Source organism: Nocardia halotolerans (assembly GCF_042650145.1).
GTDB classification, from domain to species: Bacteria; Actinomycetota; Actinomycetes; order Mycobacteriales; family Mycobacteriaceae; genus Nocardia; species Nocardia halotolerans.
The window spans coordinates 67639-80330 of record NZ_JBHSDL010000005.1; the positions used below are offsets into that span (position 1 = coordinate 67639).

29 protein-coding genes are annotated in these 12692 nt (G+C 64.3%); all 29 read left to right on the forward strand.

What is annotated here, in order from left to right:
• Window positions 1-14 precede the first annotated feature (14 nt).
• Window positions 15-386, forward strand: coding sequence for a hypothetical protein (locus tag ACFO5K_RS04290; RefSeq protein ID WP_378555960.1), 372 nt, complete (start codon window positions 15-17; stop codon window positions 384-386).
• A complete protein-coding gene (locus ACFO5K_RS04295; RefSeq protein ID WP_378555962.1) occupies window positions 383-619 on the forward strand; it encodes a hypothetical protein in 237 nt (78 codons plus the stop codon). The genes ACFO5K_RS04290 and ACFO5K_RS04295 overlap by 4 nt, the downstream gene beginning before the upstream one ends.
• On the forward strand, window positions 619-966 hold the full coding sequence (locus ACFO5K_RS04300; protein WP_378555964.1) for a hypothetical protein: 348 nt from the start codon (window positions 619-621) through the stop codon (window positions 964-966). The genes ACFO5K_RS04295 and ACFO5K_RS04300 overlap by 1 nt, the downstream gene beginning before the upstream one ends.
• On the forward strand, window positions 954-1271 hold the full coding sequence (locus ACFO5K_RS04305; protein ID WP_378555966.1) for a hypothetical protein: 318 nt from the start codon (window positions 954-956) through the stop codon (window positions 1269-1271). The genes ACFO5K_RS04300 and ACFO5K_RS04305 overlap by 13 nt, the downstream gene beginning before the upstream one ends.
• On the forward strand, window positions 1268-1570 hold the full coding sequence (locus ACFO5K_RS04310) for a hypothetical protein (RefSeq protein ID WP_378555968.1): 303 nt from the start codon (window positions 1268-1270) through the stop codon (window positions 1568-1570). The genes ACFO5K_RS04305 and ACFO5K_RS04310 overlap by 4 nt, the downstream gene beginning before the upstream one ends.
• Window positions 1567-1734, forward strand: coding sequence for a hypothetical protein (locus ACFO5K_RS04315; protein ID WP_378555970.1), 168 nt, complete (start codon window positions 1567-1569; stop codon window positions 1732-1734). The genes ACFO5K_RS04310 and ACFO5K_RS04315 overlap by 4 nt, the downstream gene beginning before the upstream one ends.
• Before the next feature lie 163 nt (window positions 1735-1897).
• Window positions 1898-2110, forward strand: a complete 213-nt coding sequence (locus tag ACFO5K_RS04320; protein ID WP_378555972.1) for a hypothetical protein — start codon at window positions 1898-1900, stop codon at window positions 2108-2110.
• Window positions 2111-2269: 159 nt separating this feature from the next.
• Window positions 2270-3232, forward strand: a complete 963-nt coding sequence (locus tag ACFO5K_RS04325) for a hypothetical protein (RefSeq protein WP_378555974.1) — start codon at window positions 2270-2272, stop codon at window positions 3230-3232.
• On the forward strand, window positions 3232-3402 hold the full coding sequence (locus ACFO5K_RS04330) for a hypothetical protein (RefSeq protein ID WP_378555976.1): 171 nt from the start codon (window positions 3232-3234) through the stop codon (window positions 3400-3402). Before ACFO5K_RS04325 ends, ACFO5K_RS04330 begins: the two co-directional genes overlap by 1 nt.
• 27 nt (window positions 3403-3429) lie before the next feature.
• Window positions 3430-3840 carry a hypothetical protein gene (locus ACFO5K_RS04335; RefSeq protein WP_378555978.1) on the forward strand — a complete coding sequence of 137 codons (411 nt, stop codon included), beginning with the start codon at window positions 3430-3432 and terminating at the stop codon, window positions 3838-3840.
• Entirely contained in the window at window positions 3837-4079 is a 243-nt protein-coding gene (locus ACFO5K_RS04340) for a hypothetical protein (RefSeq protein ID WP_378555980.1), read from the forward strand. The genes ACFO5K_RS04335 and ACFO5K_RS04340 overlap by 4 nt, the downstream gene beginning before the upstream one ends.
• Window positions 4076-4261: a hypothetical protein gene (locus ACFO5K_RS04345; protein ID WP_378555982.1), complete on the forward strand. Its 186-nt coding sequence runs from the start codon at window positions 4076-4078 to the stop codon at window positions 4259-4261. Before ACFO5K_RS04340 ends, ACFO5K_RS04345 begins: the two co-directional genes overlap by 4 nt.
• A 318-nt stretch (window positions 4262-4579) precedes the next feature.
• Window positions 4580-4846: a hypothetical protein gene (locus tag ACFO5K_RS04350; RefSeq protein ID WP_378555984.1), complete on the forward strand. Its 267-nt coding sequence runs from the start codon at window positions 4580-4582 to the stop codon at window positions 4844-4846.
• A 5-nt stretch (window positions 4847-4851) separates the two neighbouring features.
• Entirely contained in the window at window positions 4852-5064 is a 213-nt protein-coding gene (locus tag ACFO5K_RS04355; protein ID WP_378555986.1) for a hypothetical protein, read from the forward strand.
• A gap of 315 nt (window positions 5065-5379) precedes the next feature.
• Window positions 5380-5637, forward strand: a complete 258-nt coding sequence (locus ACFO5K_RS04360) for a hypothetical protein (protein WP_378555988.1) — start codon at window positions 5380-5382, stop codon at window positions 5635-5637.
• Complete coding sequence (locus ACFO5K_RS04365) at window positions 5634-5882, forward strand: hypothetical protein (RefSeq protein ID WP_378555990.1); 249 nt, start codon at window positions 5634-5636, stop codon at window positions 5880-5882. The genes ACFO5K_RS04360 and ACFO5K_RS04365 overlap by 4 nt, the downstream gene beginning before the upstream one ends.
• On the forward strand, window positions 5879-6430 hold the full coding sequence (locus ACFO5K_RS04370; RefSeq protein WP_378555992.1) for a hypothetical protein: 552 nt from the start codon (window positions 5879-5881) through the stop codon (window positions 6428-6430). The genes ACFO5K_RS04365 and ACFO5K_RS04370 overlap by 4 nt, the downstream gene beginning before the upstream one ends.
• Window positions 6423-6656 (forward strand): hypothetical protein, encoded by a 234-nt coding sequence (locus ACFO5K_RS04375; RefSeq protein WP_378555994.1) that lies wholly within the window; start codon window positions 6423-6425, stop codon window positions 6654-6656. The genes ACFO5K_RS04370 and ACFO5K_RS04375 overlap by 8 nt, the downstream gene beginning before the upstream one ends.
• Before the next feature lie 67 nt (window positions 6657-6723).
• Window positions 6724-7422 carry a nucleotidyltransferase domain-containing protein gene (locus tag ACFO5K_RS04380; RefSeq protein ID WP_378555996.1) on the forward strand — a complete coding sequence of 233 codons (699 nt, stop codon included), beginning with the start codon at window positions 6724-6726 and terminating at the stop codon, window positions 7420-7422.
• Entirely contained in the window at window positions 7415-7762 is a 348-nt protein-coding gene (locus tag ACFO5K_RS04385; protein ID WP_378555997.1) for a hypothetical protein, read from the forward strand. The genes ACFO5K_RS04380 and ACFO5K_RS04385 overlap by 8 nt, the downstream gene beginning before the upstream one ends.
• A 191-nt stretch (window positions 7763-7953) precedes the next feature.
• Window positions 7954-8076 carry a hypothetical protein gene (locus ACFO5K_RS04390; protein ID WP_378555999.1) on the forward strand — a complete coding sequence of 41 codons (123 nt, stop codon included), beginning with the start codon at window positions 7954-7956 and terminating at the stop codon, window positions 8074-8076.
• Between the two features lie 168 nt (window positions 8077-8244).
• Window positions 8245-8595, forward strand: a complete 351-nt coding sequence (locus ACFO5K_RS04395) for a hypothetical protein (protein ID WP_378556001.1) — start codon at window positions 8245-8247, stop codon at window positions 8593-8595.
• Window positions 8596-8737: 142 nt separating this feature from the next.
• Complete coding sequence (locus ACFO5K_RS04400; protein WP_378556003.1) at window positions 8738-8899, forward strand: hypothetical protein; 162 nt, start codon at window positions 8738-8740, stop codon at window positions 8897-8899.
• On the forward strand, window positions 8892-9533 hold the full coding sequence (locus ACFO5K_RS04405; RefSeq protein WP_378556005.1) for a DUF7341 domain-containing protein: 642 nt from the start codon (window positions 8892-8894) through the stop codon (window positions 9531-9533). The genes ACFO5K_RS04400 and ACFO5K_RS04405 overlap by 8 nt, the downstream gene beginning before the upstream one ends.
• Window positions 9534-9559: 26 nt before the next feature.
• The gene (locus ACFO5K_RS04410; protein WP_378556008.1) at window positions 9560-9901 is read left to right on the forward strand and encodes a cyclic-phosphate processing receiver domain-containing protein; all 342 of its coding nucleotides are present in this window, start codon (window positions 9560-9562) and stop codon (window positions 9899-9901) included.
• The gene (locus ACFO5K_RS04415; RefSeq protein WP_378556011.1) at window positions 9898-10650 is read left to right on the forward strand and encodes a metallophosphoesterase family protein; all 753 of its coding nucleotides are present in this window, start codon (window positions 9898-9900) and stop codon (window positions 10648-10650) included. Before ACFO5K_RS04410 ends, ACFO5K_RS04415 begins: the two co-directional genes overlap by 4 nt.
• Before the next feature lie 50 nt (window positions 10651-10700).
• A complete protein-coding gene (locus tag ACFO5K_RS04420) occupies window positions 10701-11981 on the forward strand; it encodes an RNA ligase family protein (RefSeq protein ID WP_378556014.1) in 1281 nt (426 codons plus the stop codon).
• Entirely contained in the window at window positions 11978-12286 is a 309-nt protein-coding gene (locus ACFO5K_RS04425; RefSeq protein WP_378556017.1) for a hypothetical protein, read from the forward strand. Before ACFO5K_RS04420 ends, ACFO5K_RS04425 begins: the two co-directional genes overlap by 4 nt.
• Window positions 12287-12439: 153 nt before the next feature.
• Window positions 12440-12640, forward strand: coding sequence for a hypothetical protein (locus ACFO5K_RS04430; RefSeq protein ID WP_378556020.1), 201 nt, complete (start codon window positions 12440-12442; stop codon window positions 12638-12640).
• Window positions 12641-12692 lie beyond the last annotated feature (52 nt).

Below are 12692 nucleotides of genomic sequence, written 5' to 3' on the forward strand. Positions count from 1 at the left end.
GAAGGAACACGCCGATGCTCACCGAAACCCAGGCCCGCGAACTCCTCGGCCTCCCCGACAAGGACCCCCGCATCGACTTCGAGATCGACTGGGACGGCAGCGACTTCCAGGGCAGCGAATGCCACGAGGGTGCCTGCCGCTACGGTGACGGCACCACCGCCTCGGTCCACATCGACTGGACGAAGCCCGGTTACGACGAGGACACCGACGCCCCGAACGAGCTGAGCGTGCAGGAGCTGGCGTTCTGCATCGACCACGCCCGCGCCGAGATCGCCGAAGCTCTCGACCAGACCGCGCCGTTCGCGCACGACGACGAGATCTACATCAAGGTCGTGGTCAACGGCTGGTACCTGCGGTACGCGCAGCCCGCACAGGTCGCGGCGTGATCACCCGCCACGACGACCGGGGCGAAACCCTCTACGGTGCCGCCCCGCTCGTCGACCACGACGGATACGCGGTCGAAGTCATCGACGCCCCCGACGACGCATTCATGGGCATCTGCGTCGCCACCAACCCCGCCGGCCCCTGCCCCAAAATCCGCGCCGAACTCACCCGCACCCAAGTCCGCGAACTCCGCGACCGGTGCGACGCCTACCTCAACGACCACCAGGAGAACTGATGAACACCAAGACCGCGACCCTGCTTACCGATGAAGTCGCCCACACCGTGACCGGTGAAACGTTCTGCACCGACGCCAACGTTTACCGGCTCAGCCCGCCGCTGTTGTTCCCGAACGGGATCGCTGACTATGTGGTCGCGTCGACCCTCGACGACACCATCCTCACCCCAACGGGTTTCCGTCGCAGCGAGGAAACGCACCTGTACGTGTCCGACGAGGAAGGCATGGTCGTCAACTGGAACACGCTCCCCGGCTCCGGCCGCGACCGGGACCACGCGCAGGCTCTCGCCGCCGCCGGGTACACGATCGTTGCGGCACCGGTCGAGGTGAACGCATGCAAGGCATGAGCCACCGCGATCAGTTTGCCGCCGCCCTCAAACGCGCGGGGGACCGGCACGGCGCCCTGGGCTACAACCTCCGCTACTGGGGGCCGGTCGCGGACGACATTCTCGCCGAGTACCACGTCCGCCCGATATCGCCGTCCTCGCAGGAGACCGCCGACCGCGAGCCGGTTGCCGAAGCTCGCGCCATGGCCAACGCCCTACTAGCCTCCACCGGTTCGCGAGAGAAGGCCAGCTGGGCGCTGTTCGAGCTGTCCGACGAGATCGCAACCCTTGCCCAGCGCATGGCATCCGAAGACGGCCAGTCATGAGCGACGACGGCTACCGCGACGGCATCCGCATCGAAACCGGGTTCAAAGGGAACGGGTTCGGGATCGACCCCGAGGGCTGTGGGTGCACCGACTGTCTGACCGGTGAAGCGTTCCACCCCTCCGACGCCTATCGGATCAAAGCGGCGATCGACCAGGGCCGCCCCCTGTTCAACCACAGCGGTCAAGAGGTGATCCTCCCGAACGGGTTCCGGCTCGACCGTGGTGCTACGTGGCGGCCCGGCATGTTCCAGCACCACTGCCCAGGCTGCTCGTGCTTCCCCGAAGGCAGGCAGTGGTGACCGTGCTCGCTCTGCTGCTGTTGTCTCTCGCGGCCCGCCGCAATCGGATGACGGAACTGATCGGCGAAGTCGAATCCCTCGCCCACGACCTCCGCTGGGACGGCAACACCACCGCTGCCGCCCGCGCCCAAGCCATCGCCATCAAATACGGAGCAACCCGATGATCTTGAATGCTGACACCCCGAACAGGTGGGCCGACATACGAGCCCACGCCACAGCCCCCTTCACCCAGGTCTCCAAACACGAGCGCGTGTGGTGGAAGCCCAAACAGATCACCGTCGACGAACTCCGGGCGCGCCCGCACGCAGAAACCGAAGACACAACGCCGTGAACACCTTCGTGTACCGCCTCCCCGACGGCCAATGGGCTGTATCGCGGCACGTACAGGGTGACGAGTGGTTGGCGTTGGCCGCATACCCGACCTGGCGTCAAGCATTCGACCACGCCTACCAGGCCGCCTCCCACGACCGCCGCCGGCACCGACCGTGGTGGCCGCCGCGACGAGACCACCGCCGACCCGCCCTCGACACCACCAGCTGACCCACCACCCCATGAACCTTCCCTCCGCGACCGCGGCGCTCCACCGAGCTGCCAGCGCGTGACGGCCGCGCATAGGGGAGCGAGGACGCGGCGCCCGAGATCGACCCCCACATCTCTCGGGCGCCGCCCCTACCAACCTTCTACCGAAAGCGAAACCTGATGAGCCACTTCACCGTCACAGTCGCCCTGCCCGACAACGCCGCCAACATCCAGTCCTACCTGACCAACATGCTCCGCCCGTTCGACGAGAACCTCGAAGTCGAGGAACACACCGAAGACGGCGAAACCTACTGGCGCAACCCGAACGCCAAGTGGGACTGGTGGACCATCGGCGGGCGCTGGACCGGTCGCTGGAAGGCGACCTCCGGCGCACTGCGCGAAGACCTGGTGCACGGCGAACCCAGCTGGACGAACAAGGACAAGCCAGTTCCCCTCGGCGGCTGCGACGGCGGACGAATCCACGCAATCGACATCGAGCGAACCCGCAACGTTGCGGGCAACCAAGCCGTCCTCGACTGGAACGAATACGCGATGGTCATCGACGGCACCCCGCAGCACAAGCCCTGGAAAGAGTTCTACGGCCGCGTCGAAGCCGCTCAAGCTGCTGCGCCGAAGCCATGGGGCGATATCTACGACGAAGCTCGCGATGGCGCCATGGCACAGGTGGGCGTGACCGCCGAGGACCTTGACGTCCTGCCGTACGACGGCCCTCAATACAAGACTGCTCTCGCGGCGATCGAGCAGGCCACCAAAGAGGCACGCACCGCTTACCATACGAGCCTCGAATACAGCATGGACCAGGCGCGCAAGGACTACCGCGAACAGCCGCGCATTGCCGCGCTGCGTGCCGCAGAACCGTACAAGAACTGGTTCGACGGCCCTGAGGGCACCTTCGATCACCTCACCCGAGACGAGTTTGAGCAGCTTCGCCGCGACATGGCGATCCCCGGCTACGCCTTCCTCACGAAGGAAGGGTTGTGGATGGCGCGCGGCGAAATGGGCTGGTTCGGCACGGATGACGCCACCGACCAGACGACAGACCGCTACCTGCGCGCCGCCAACGACTACATCGACAGCCTCGACCGCTGCGACTGGCTCGTCAATGTCGATTGCCACATCTGATGACCGACACCGGAATCAGCGTGTACATCTCCGCCCAGAACGCTGACGACGCCCGCGCCCTGTTCGCCGAAGCGCTCGCGGTCGCCAGCGAAGGCGCCCGCCACGACGGCACCCTCATCCGCGCCACCCGCGACGGCGGATGCGCCCAGCTCTACACCCACCTCCCCTAACCGCTCTCACGAAACCTGGTGCCCCACATGGTCCACAACATCCCGCTCATGCGCCGCATCCTCACCCGCATCACCCGCGACCGCACCAGCTACAACCAATCCTTCTTCCGGCACCTCACCGACCGCGGACACATCGAACTCGGCGTCGGCGGATGGGCCATCACCCTCGCCGGCGGATGGCGGTGGATCGGTGCACCAGACAGTGCGTACGGGCAAATCCAAGTGCAACACCACACCAGCGGTCGCATCCGATACGCCGACCAGGTCGCTGAAGAAGTCCTCGGCGTCGACCCCGACGAAGCCACCTTCCTGATGTGGGGTGCCGACGACCGGGCCGCACGCACCTGGCTCGAAGACACCGTCGCCACCCACGAACGCCGGGTGTTCGACCAACTCACCCACCCCCTCACGCTCGACCAGAAAGGACACCTCCGATGAGCACCTTCGGCGGCTACAACCACAAGCTCTACTACCGGGTCGAAGACCTCGCCGAGATCGCCGACTACACCACCCGCGGCCCCAAACAGGACGCCGCGGTTGACCGGTACCTCGAAGCGCTCCACGCCATCTGCGCACACCGATCGAACATCGAGGCGGAGAAGAAGATGGGCGCACGGATTCGGGAAATCGTTGCCAGCGACCGGGCCGACAACTACCCGAAGAAGGCTGCGGCGTGATCCTCACCGCCACCGAATCCCACGTCGACGTCACCGTCCTGACCGACGACCAGACCCAACCGTTGGTTGTGATCGAAGCAGCAAACCGGTTCGGGGCCACCACAGTCGCCGTCGACGCCACCGAACTCGACCAAATCATCGCCAGGCTCATCACCGCACAAACCATGTTGACTGGCCAGTAACTAGCCCCTGGCCGAAACACCCCGTGCCAGCCCCGATCCGAACACTTCGATCTTCGTACTGTGTCTATTGAAAGTGAAGTACAATGCAGATTATGATCTACGTTGTAACACATTCTTGATCGGGCCAGCGGCCCCTACCAGGAGGTTCACCATGAAAGACCTTGTTCTCCGGCTGGTGGGGGCCGCCGCATCCATCATCCTCGTACTCATCGCGTGCGTCCTCGCACCGATCATCGCGGTGGTGCGGCAATGAGCGAAACACGACGCCCCAACCTGTTCGCTGAAGCCCCCTGCGCAACCGAAGAACACCTGACATGGATGCGGAAAAACCGTGGCTCCCGATGGGACTGGCTCGTACCCGGCGAAGACGACCAAACCGCACGACGCCGCCGAGCTACCTCCGCAGCACTGTGCAAAACCTGCCCCCTCACGGCACGCACCGCCTGCAAAACGCGTCACGCCGGGCTCGCCGCCGAAGCGGCCCCCTACACCGTCCCCGGCGTGTGGGGCGGCACCATCTACCGCGACAAGCAGCCCGCCACGACCGACATCGTTCAGATGCTGTTCGGGTTGGACGCAGCGTGACGGACATGGTCGAAGCAATGCACAACTCCGCTGCTGTCGTCGCCGCACGCCACCACTCCGACGACACCGGTATTCAGTCGCTCCTCGAATTCGGTGACCCCCTCGGCATCGTGGTGTCCCTCGCCGACCTGGTCATCATCCTCGCCGCCCGCGCGAAACTCCCCATCGACACCCTCATCACCACCATGCGTGCAGGGGCCGACAATGAGCACCCCTGACCACATCCTGCGCGACACCACCCAGCGCGGACGAAAAACATGGGTCGCCCGCTGCCGCTGCGGACACAAAGAAACCCACCCCGACCGGGCAACCGCAGTAGCCACGCTCTACCGGCACACCATCGACGCCGGCCGCGACAAAACATGCCCCACCCCATACAAGAAGGGTCACGGCACCGTCACGGAGGCAGAGACAGCGATCGCCCGGTTCCTCCGCCGTCAACAACCTGGCGCCCGCCCCACCCGCACCTACCTGTGCAGGTGCGGGAAGTGGCACACCACCAAACGACCCGCACCCGTACCCGGAGTAGCTGCATGAGAATTCTTCGCCGCAAGCACCGCGACCCCATTGCCCACCTCGACTTCCACCCCACCTGCGACGCCCACAACGGAACCTGTGATCGGGTCGCGAAATACGTTGTGCACCTGCACGGTTGCGAAAACTCGCTGCTGTGTGAAACCTGCCTCGCAGATGACCTGGAATGGGCTGACGGGATGCCCACGATCGAGTGCTACCACTGCGGACGCGAAGCCGAATCATTCCAAGAACTCGCCACCGTGAGCCCGCTGTGACCGCGCCGCTGCCAGTCCTGCAGGAACCGTTGTGCGAAGGGAACATCCACGTCTACGGGCCGTTCGGTCCAGCCCCGGCTGCCACATTGTGGGCGGGCATGCACGGCTGTGACGGCGTGTTCATGTGCCAGGGCTGCCTTGGCCTTATCGGCGAGGGATTCGCCAAACACGCCCCGATCAAATGCGCGCAGTGCGGCGAATTGTTCACCTGTGCCGCCGACTACCTCACCTGGAGGGAACTGTGACCACCTTCGAGCGCGTCATCGGCATCGACCTATCCCTCACCGCCACCGGGATCGCGCAGTCACGCGTCGGTGAGCAGACAGCCGACCTTCGGGTGATCGAAACTACAGGCCGCAAGAACGACCGGTGGATCGATCGCTGGCACCGACTGGGCTACATCACCCACACCATCTCCCACCACGTCATCGTCAACGCACCCACCCTCGCCGTCATCGAAGCCCCTGCATACGCCTCCAACACTGGCGCCATGCACGACCGGTCCGGGGCATGGTGGCTCACCTACTCGATGCTCGCCGACGAAGGTGTCCCAATCCTCCCTGTCGCACCCAACATTCGCGCCAAATACGCCACCGGCAAAGGCAACGCGAGCAAAGACGAAGTCCTCGCCGCCGCGGTGCGCCGTTACCCGCTGCTCGACATCAACAGTAACGACACCGCCGACGCCGTCATTTTGATGGCGATCGGACGCCGACTGATCGGAGACCCCATTGACGACCTTCCTGCAAAACATCTCGAAGCCCTGGCAACTCTGGAGATCCCTCATGGATGACGGCCACGAACCGTACGTGCCGACGGTGCGGGAGTCCGCCACGTCGCGCCCGGAATACCAGCTCCACTACCGCGACCCGCAGACCGGTGAGGAACACACCGTCGGCACCGACTCCGTCTCAGTGTGGAACGAGCGCAAACAGCTCACCGACGCCGGATACCAGGTTGCTGTCGCACGCCGCCAGGTCACCATCAGCGCCTGGGAAATCGTGGAGCGTGCGGCATGACCTGGATCCACCTGCTCGCCCTCGTCGCCCTGTTCACCTTCGTCGGCTGGCTCGCGTGGCTGGACCGATGATGAACCTACTCCTCGAAGGAATCGTCGGCTCCACGGCCTACGGCCTCAACACCCCAACCTCCGACATCGACTACGCCGGCATCTACGTCGAGCCGACCTCGAACCTCCTCGGCCTCCACCCACCGTCACGGGAACGGGCGACGAAGAAGGGACGCGACGGCGCCGACGCCACCTACCACGAGCTCGGCAAAGCCATGTCGCTCGCGCTGTCATGCAACCCGACCGCGATGGAAACCCTGTGGCTCGACCACTACACGCACACAACCGAGTTCGGCGACGAGCTGATCGGCCTCCGCACCGAGTTCCTGGCCGCGCGCCGCGTGCGGAACAGCTTCTTCGGGTATGCGACGCAGCAGTTCCATCGGCTGCTGGAGAAGGGTCGCTTTCAGGGATCGCTGGAAACCCGTCGCGAGAAGCACGCTCGGCACACCATGCGTGTGCTGTGGCAAGGGTACGAGCTGTACACCACTGGTGTCCTGCCGATCCGGGTCCCGAATCCGCAGGCGTACTTCGACTTCGGCCGCCAGGTCATCGCCAATCCGGCCGCGCAGTGCGCACGAGAGTTGATCGCCGAGTATGAGGTGCTGTTCGACGCAGCGACAACCGTTCTGCCCGACGAGCCGAACGAGGCGCCGATCGAGGACCTGCTGCAGCGAATCCGTCGCGCAAACCTGGATGGAGACCGTCATGTCTGACATCGACGAAGTGATCACCCCGTATCAGGCGCGCCTGTACAACGCGGTCATCTACGGGGAGCGGCACGGGCAACGGCATGTGAAGGCCGGGATGATGCCGTTGCTGCGCCGGCTGTGGACCTCGCGCCGGTTCTGGCAGGCGAGGGCACTGGCCGACGACGAAACAATCAACCTGATAGGTGCCCTGTGTGAAGCGGAACAGCGGCGTGCGGGGATCGTGAACGCGTTCGTCCGCACGGACCATGTCCTCTACGCCCTGTACCGCGATGGTGAACCGCCGCAGGGTTGGGATCAGGTGCGGTTCGCGGCGGAACAAATCCTGCACGCCGACGCCGCCTAACCCGAAAACATGGTGCCCGCCACATTCATTGTGGCGGGCATTTTCGTGCGTAAACCGGGTTTGACTCGAACCTTATTCTGTGAATAGCCGAACAAGGAGGCTGAAGATGGACCCGGAATACGTTGAAACCGAAACTTTGGGTACCGACCCCGAATTTCCGTGGCTCGGATACGAGGAAGATGACTACGACTATGGGCAAGACTGCAATTAGTGTCGCTGCCGGTGTGGTAGCGGTGTTGACCTGGTGGTTCGTGGTGCCCCGTTTTCTTGGTGTGTTCATCGCAGCATCGGCGGGTATCAGTGACACCGATTGACAAGGGCGTGCAAAAAATTACGTGCGTGTCGCACGGCTGCGAACTCTGGTTGGGTCACCATCTGGTCGACGACGACATTCGGGCCATCCAAAAAGCGCACACCCTCCAACACGACAACCGGGCCATCGCACCCGCCATATTGTTCGGCGACAACAACGGAGATAACAAATGACCCTCGCACTACTGGCACTCGTCGTAGCCATCGCCAGCATCTGCGCCAGCACGTGGCACCTGTACTGGGTGCTCCGATTGGGTCGAGCCCTTGCCGAAGGTCGCCGAATAGCAGCAGAGAATCAGGCCGCCGACAGCGCTAAGTCGCTCCGTAAGGCCGAGCGCGCAGAGAAGCAGAACAACGACTACACGGTCGCATTGTCGCCTTCGGCGCGCGCCCACATCGCAAACACCCAACGTCAGGCGGAATTCGAACCATCCTTCGCTGTATCCGCGCCCAGTGAAGCAGTGCAAGCGGCCCAGCGCCTCATCGACCGTCAGTACGTACCCCTGCCGGAGCTGAAGTGACCGGTGATGAGGTGGGTGACGATTTCGACTGGCTCGACGGCGACGAAACCTGCGTGCGCTGCGGAATGCACTGGGCCGACTGCGAATGCTGAACCCGCGGCGCCGACCCCGCGAACACCGAACCAAACCCACGGAGCGTGAAATGACCGACCCAACCGGCCCTGACGAACCGACCGAAACGCTCACCGAGGACGTCAAACCGGGTGACTACTCCACGCCCGGATTCCACCCGCTCGTCCCATCTGCCGACGGGGTGATCCGCATCCTGCCGTACATCGAAGGAGACGACGAACAGCGTGAGTGATGAGCTAGTCGCCGGCGCCCGAACCGCCCTCGCCGACGCCGTCCACAACCTCGTCGGCATGCAAGTCGAGCACGTCGAGCGCGACGGCCAACAAGTACCGATCCCCGTCGACTCGCTCTACGACCAGCTCCGGGAAGCCAGCTACGGGGAACGCGCCGACGGTGGAGGTGCACGCCGCCCCGAACCAGGCTCCCGCGCACCCGGTTGGTCCGATGCGTTGTCGCTGCTCGAGCTGATCGACCGCCGGGTAGGGGAGTCGTCGATCGGTGGCGCCACCGTTCCCGGTCGAGAACTCACGGTGCGCCGCCTGTACGCCCTCGCAGACGCCACCTGGGCGCCAGAAGAAACCGGGTACGTGCGCAGGCTCGCGCGCGACATCGACACCTGGGCGGTACGAGCCCGCCGACTCCTCGATGACGAACACGTGTGGGAACTCCGCGCACCCTGCCCATCGTGCGGGGAAACCATGGTCACAGGCCAGGACAGTGCCGGAGAAACCGTGACCCAGTACGCCCTCCGCGCCAACCTGTCCAGCGCGGAATGTCTCGCATGCGGGATGCAATGGGCGCCCGAGTACTACCGAACCCTCGGCGCCCTCATCGGCGCACCACTACCAGACGGGGTCCTCGAATGAGGCTGTTCGTAGACGATGAGCGACCGGTGCCCGCCGGATGGGCGCTCGCCAAGACCGCGCCCGCAGCAATGGTATTCCTGCACGGGCACCGCCTGGCCGGCATCCCGCTCGAGGCGCTGTCCCTCGACCACGACCTCGGTACGTCGATCGCAACCTACGAGGACGAAACCACACGGCCGATCATGCTGTGGATGTGTGAGAACGACTGGTGGCCGGAAGCGCTGTACGTTCACACCGCGAACCCCTGCGGTCAGGAGTGGTTGATCGGGATGGCCCGTCGCTACGCCCCACCCGGCACACTCCGCGGCTACGGCCAAAACTACTGGGGCACCTGCTCTATCGACGACACCGAGAGGCACCCAGCATGATCTGGGAAACACGCAACCCCACGCGCATAGCGGTCGCCGGCGACTGGCACGGCAACAGCTTTCATGCGGTTCGAGCGATCCGATATGCCGCTGAGCAAGGCGCGCAGGCGATCCTGCACGTTGGTGACTTCGGGTACAAATTCGAAGCGCGCTTCCGGCGCCGGGTGGCTGACGCTCTCGCCGACAACGACATGTGCCTGGGATTCGTCGCCGGGAATCACGATGACTATGGTCGCCTCGACATGCTGGAACATGCCCACGGTTGTGCTGCGATCCCGTTGGCACCGTTCACGTTCTACCTGCCACGCGGCTACCGGTGGGCCTGGTCCGGTGTGTCGTTCCTGGCGCTCGGTGGCGCGCACAGCGTGGACCGGCCGTGGCGGGCCCGCGGCGAATGGTGGCCACGCGAAACCATCACCATCGAAGAAGCCGTCACCGCGGCGAACAGTGGCCCCGCCGACGTGATGATCACCCACGACGTCCCCGATGGCGTCCACATCCCGTGCATCGAAGGTAACCCCATCGGCTTCCCTGAAGCGGAGATCGAAGCCGCGCAACGACATCGGGAACTCCTGCGCAACGTCGTCGACCACGTCCAACCGAAACACCTGTTCGCCGGCCACTACCACTGCCGCCTCGACACCACCCTGGTCGGCCACGACTACCACACCGAGGTGCACATCCTCGACATGGACGGAACACCCATGTCAGCAAACATGACAGTGATGGACCTGACCAACCTGGGGTAAAGCGCAATGCAATGTAGACAAGTGCATTGTAAGGCGATTATGCTGCTCGTATGGCCCTCACCACCCCGAAGAACCCCAACTACGCTGCAGTCGTAGTTCAGTTGGCCGCAGTCAACGACCTGGCCGGTTGCGACAACATCGCCGGCGCCCCGATCCTTGGCTACCAGGCGATCGTCGACAAGACCCGCCAGCCAGGCGACCTCGGTGTGGTGTTCACCGCCGAGACTCAGCTGTCGGAGGGATTCGCGCGGGCCAACAACCTGCACTCCGACACCGAGCTGAACGCCGACACCGCGGAGAAGGGATACCTGGCGAAGAACCGCCGCGTTCGAGCGATCAAGCTCCGCGGCCACCGGTCCGACGCGCTGTTCCTGCCGCTTGAGGCACTGGCCTACACCGGTTTCGACGTCGCCAAGCTCGCGCCCGGTGACGTGTTTGACGAGCTGAACGGGCACGAAATCTGCCGCAAATTCAAGCGACCGGTGAAGGGCAGCAACGCGCGCACCCCGCAGCAGAAAGCGACGAAGAAGTTCGTTCGGGTCGACGCGAAGTACCTGCCGGAGCACTACGACACCGCCCGCTACTTCGGCAACGAGCACCTCATCGGCCCCGAAGCACGGGTGGTGATCACACAAAAGCTGCATGGGACGAGCATCCGGATCGGGAACACGATCGCGAAGCGGCAGCCGACCTGGCGTGACAAGCTCGCCACCCGGTTCATGAAAGTGCCTGTCGTCCAGTACACCTACGACACCGTGTACGGCAGCCGCAAGGTAATCAAGGATCCGAAAGCGGAGCAGAACCACTACTACGGGACCGACGTGTGGACTCACTACGGTCAGCGGCTCAACGGGCTGATTCCGCAGGGCTTCGTTGTCTATGCCGAGTTGATCGGGTGGACTTCCGATGGTGCGCCAATTCAAGGCGGGTACACCTACAACGTCCCGCATGGTGATGCTGGCCTGTACGTGTACCGGGTCGCCTACGTGAACCCTCAGGGCATTGTCACCGACCTCGCGTGGGGTCAGCTCGTTGAGTGGTGCGCGCAGCTCGGGTTGAACACGGTTCCGGTGTTGGCGGAGTTGGCGCACAAGGCGTTTGACCCCGCCGACTGGTTGGACCGCCGCTACTACGACGAGGGGTACGGGCAGGCTGTCCCGCTGTCCGGGTCGAAGAAGCTCGTCGATGAGGGCGTGTGCATCCGCACCGTCGACAGCCTGCACCCGACCACGTTGAAGGCGAAGTCGCCGATCTTTCTGCAGCACGAGACGAAGGCCCTCGACGACGAGATGTCGGTCGATCTCGAAGCGGAAGGCGGTGTAGCGGCATGAGCGTGGAATTTTCGTCACTGGGAGGCTGCCACACCCGTGCGACCTTCACTCAGACACGCACGGCGGTGAAAGCTTCCCGCGGCAACACCGTCCCTGGTAGCGACCTCGTGTCCGCTGCTGAAGTTGTCAGGTTGCGGCTCCTTCCGATCGACCGAAGCTGGCGGGGCGTGATCACCTCGTCTGGTGGCGCGCCGCGGCTGCGGTTCCGCTTGGTTGCTGGTAAGGGCTCTGTTGCTGAGCATCGTGAGGTTGTTGTCGACCGTGCCGCCATGCAGGTTGTTCGCGATGAGGTGATTGTGCGATGACCGCCACCGAGCTGGTTGACGTGATTCCGCCGCCTGCGCGCCAGCGGGTGATTATTCCTCGCGGGCTGCCTGGGTCCGGCAAAAGCACGCTGTACACGCGCATGCACGAGGACCCGTCTCGGTGTCCCGTTGCTGCGGTTGGAGCACCCGATCATGACGATTTCTGATCTGGTCGGTTCCGAGTGGGAGTCGAAGGACGGTACGCGGGCGCTCGTGGTGTTGCGGGAGGCGGCGTCGTGGCGTGGTGATCGGCAGTTCTTGGTGAAGGGCACTCGCGGTTCGAACCGGCAGCGGCTGATCAGTTACCGCGGGTTGCTCAGCAAATACCGACGGATCGAGGCAACCGGTGGTTGAGGGTCGCCCGATTAAGGAGTCCCCGCCGGGTTATCGGTGTCCTGGGCACGCC

What these genes read in the sequence shown, in the direction of transcription:
- ACFO5K_RS04430 (WP_378556020.1), top strand. Translation starts at nt 12,440, where the DNA reads ATGACGATTTCTGATCTGGTCGGTTCCGAGTGGGAGTCGAAGGACGGT.
- ACFO5K_RS04385 (WP_378555997.1), top strand. Translation starts at nt 7,415, where the DNA reads ATGTCTGACATCGACGAAGTGATCACCCCGTATCAGGCGCGCCTGTAC.
- ACFO5K_RS04420 (WP_378556014.1), top strand. Translation starts at nt 10,701, where the DNA reads ATGGCCCTCACCACCCCGAAGAACCCCAACTACGCTGCAGTCGTAGTT.
- ACFO5K_RS04330 (WP_378555976.1), top strand. Translation starts at nt 3,232, where the DNA reads ATGACCGACACCGGAATCAGCGTGTACATCTCCGCCCAGAACGCTGAC.
- ACFO5K_RS04350 (WP_378555984.1), top strand. Translation starts at nt 4,580, where the DNA reads ATGCGGAAAAACCGTGGCTCCCGATGGGACTGGCTCGTACCCGGCGAA.
- ACFO5K_RS04325 (WP_378555974.1), top strand. Translation starts at nt 2,270, where the DNA reads ATGAGCCACTTCACCGTCACAGTCGCCCTGCCCGACAACGCCGCCAAC.
- ACFO5K_RS04360 (WP_378555988.1), top strand. Translation starts at nt 5,380, where the DNA reads ATGAGAATTCTTCGCCGCAAGCACCGCGACCCCATTGCCCACCTCGAC.
- ACFO5K_RS04310 (WP_378555968.1), top strand. Translation starts at nt 1,268, where the DNA reads ATGAGCGACGACGGCTACCGCGACGGCATCCGCATCGAAACCGGGTTC.
- ACFO5K_RS04305 (WP_378555966.1), top strand. Translation starts at nt 954, where the DNA reads ATGCAAGGCATGAGCCACCGCGATCAGTTTGCCGCCGCCCTCAAACGC.
- ACFO5K_RS04425 (WP_378556017.1), top strand. Translation starts at nt 11,978, where the DNA reads ATGAGCGTGGAATTTTCGTCACTGGGAGGCTGCCACACCCGTGCGACC.
- ACFO5K_RS04400 (WP_378556003.1), top strand. Translation starts at nt 8,738, where the DNA reads ATGACCGACCCAACCGGCCCTGACGAACCGACCGAAACGCTCACCGAG.
- ACFO5K_RS04355 (WP_378555986.1), top strand. Translation starts at nt 4,852, where the DNA reads ATGGTCGAAGCAATGCACAACTCCGCTGCTGTCGTCGCCGCACGCCAC.
- ACFO5K_RS04380 (WP_378555996.1), top strand. Translation starts at nt 6,724, where the DNA reads ATGATGAACCTACTCCTCGAAGGAATCGTCGGCTCCACGGCCTACGGC.
- ACFO5K_RS04300 (WP_378555964.1), top strand. Translation starts at nt 619, where the DNA reads ATGAACACCAAGACCGCGACCCTGCTTACCGATGAAGTCGCCCACACC.
- ACFO5K_RS04395 (WP_378556001.1), top strand. Translation starts at nt 8,245, where the DNA reads ATGACCCTCGCACTACTGGCACTCGTCGTAGCCATCGCCAGCATCTGC.
- ACFO5K_RS04340 (WP_378555980.1), top strand. Translation starts at nt 3,837, where the DNA reads ATGAGCACCTTCGGCGGCTACAACCACAAGCTCTACTACCGGGTCGAA.
- ACFO5K_RS04415 (WP_378556011.1), top strand. Translation starts at nt 9,898, where the DNA reads ATGATCTGGGAAACACGCAACCCCACGCGCATAGCGGTCGCCGGCGAC.
- ACFO5K_RS04390 (WP_378555999.1), top strand. Translation starts at nt 7,954, where the DNA reads ATGGGCAAGACTGCAATTAGTGTCGCTGCCGGTGTGGTAGCGGTGTTG.
- ACFO5K_RS04375 (WP_378555994.1), top strand. Translation starts at nt 6,423, where the DNA reads ATGGATGACGGCCACGAACCGTACGTGCCGACGGTGCGGGAGTCCGCC.
- ACFO5K_RS04290 (WP_378555960.1), top strand. Translation starts at nt 15, where the DNA reads ATGCTCACCGAAACCCAGGCCCGCGAACTCCTCGGCCTCCCCGACAAG.
- ACFO5K_RS04335 (WP_378555978.1), top strand. Translation starts at nt 3,430, where the DNA reads ATGGTCCACAACATCCCGCTCATGCGCCGCATCCTCACCCGCATCACC.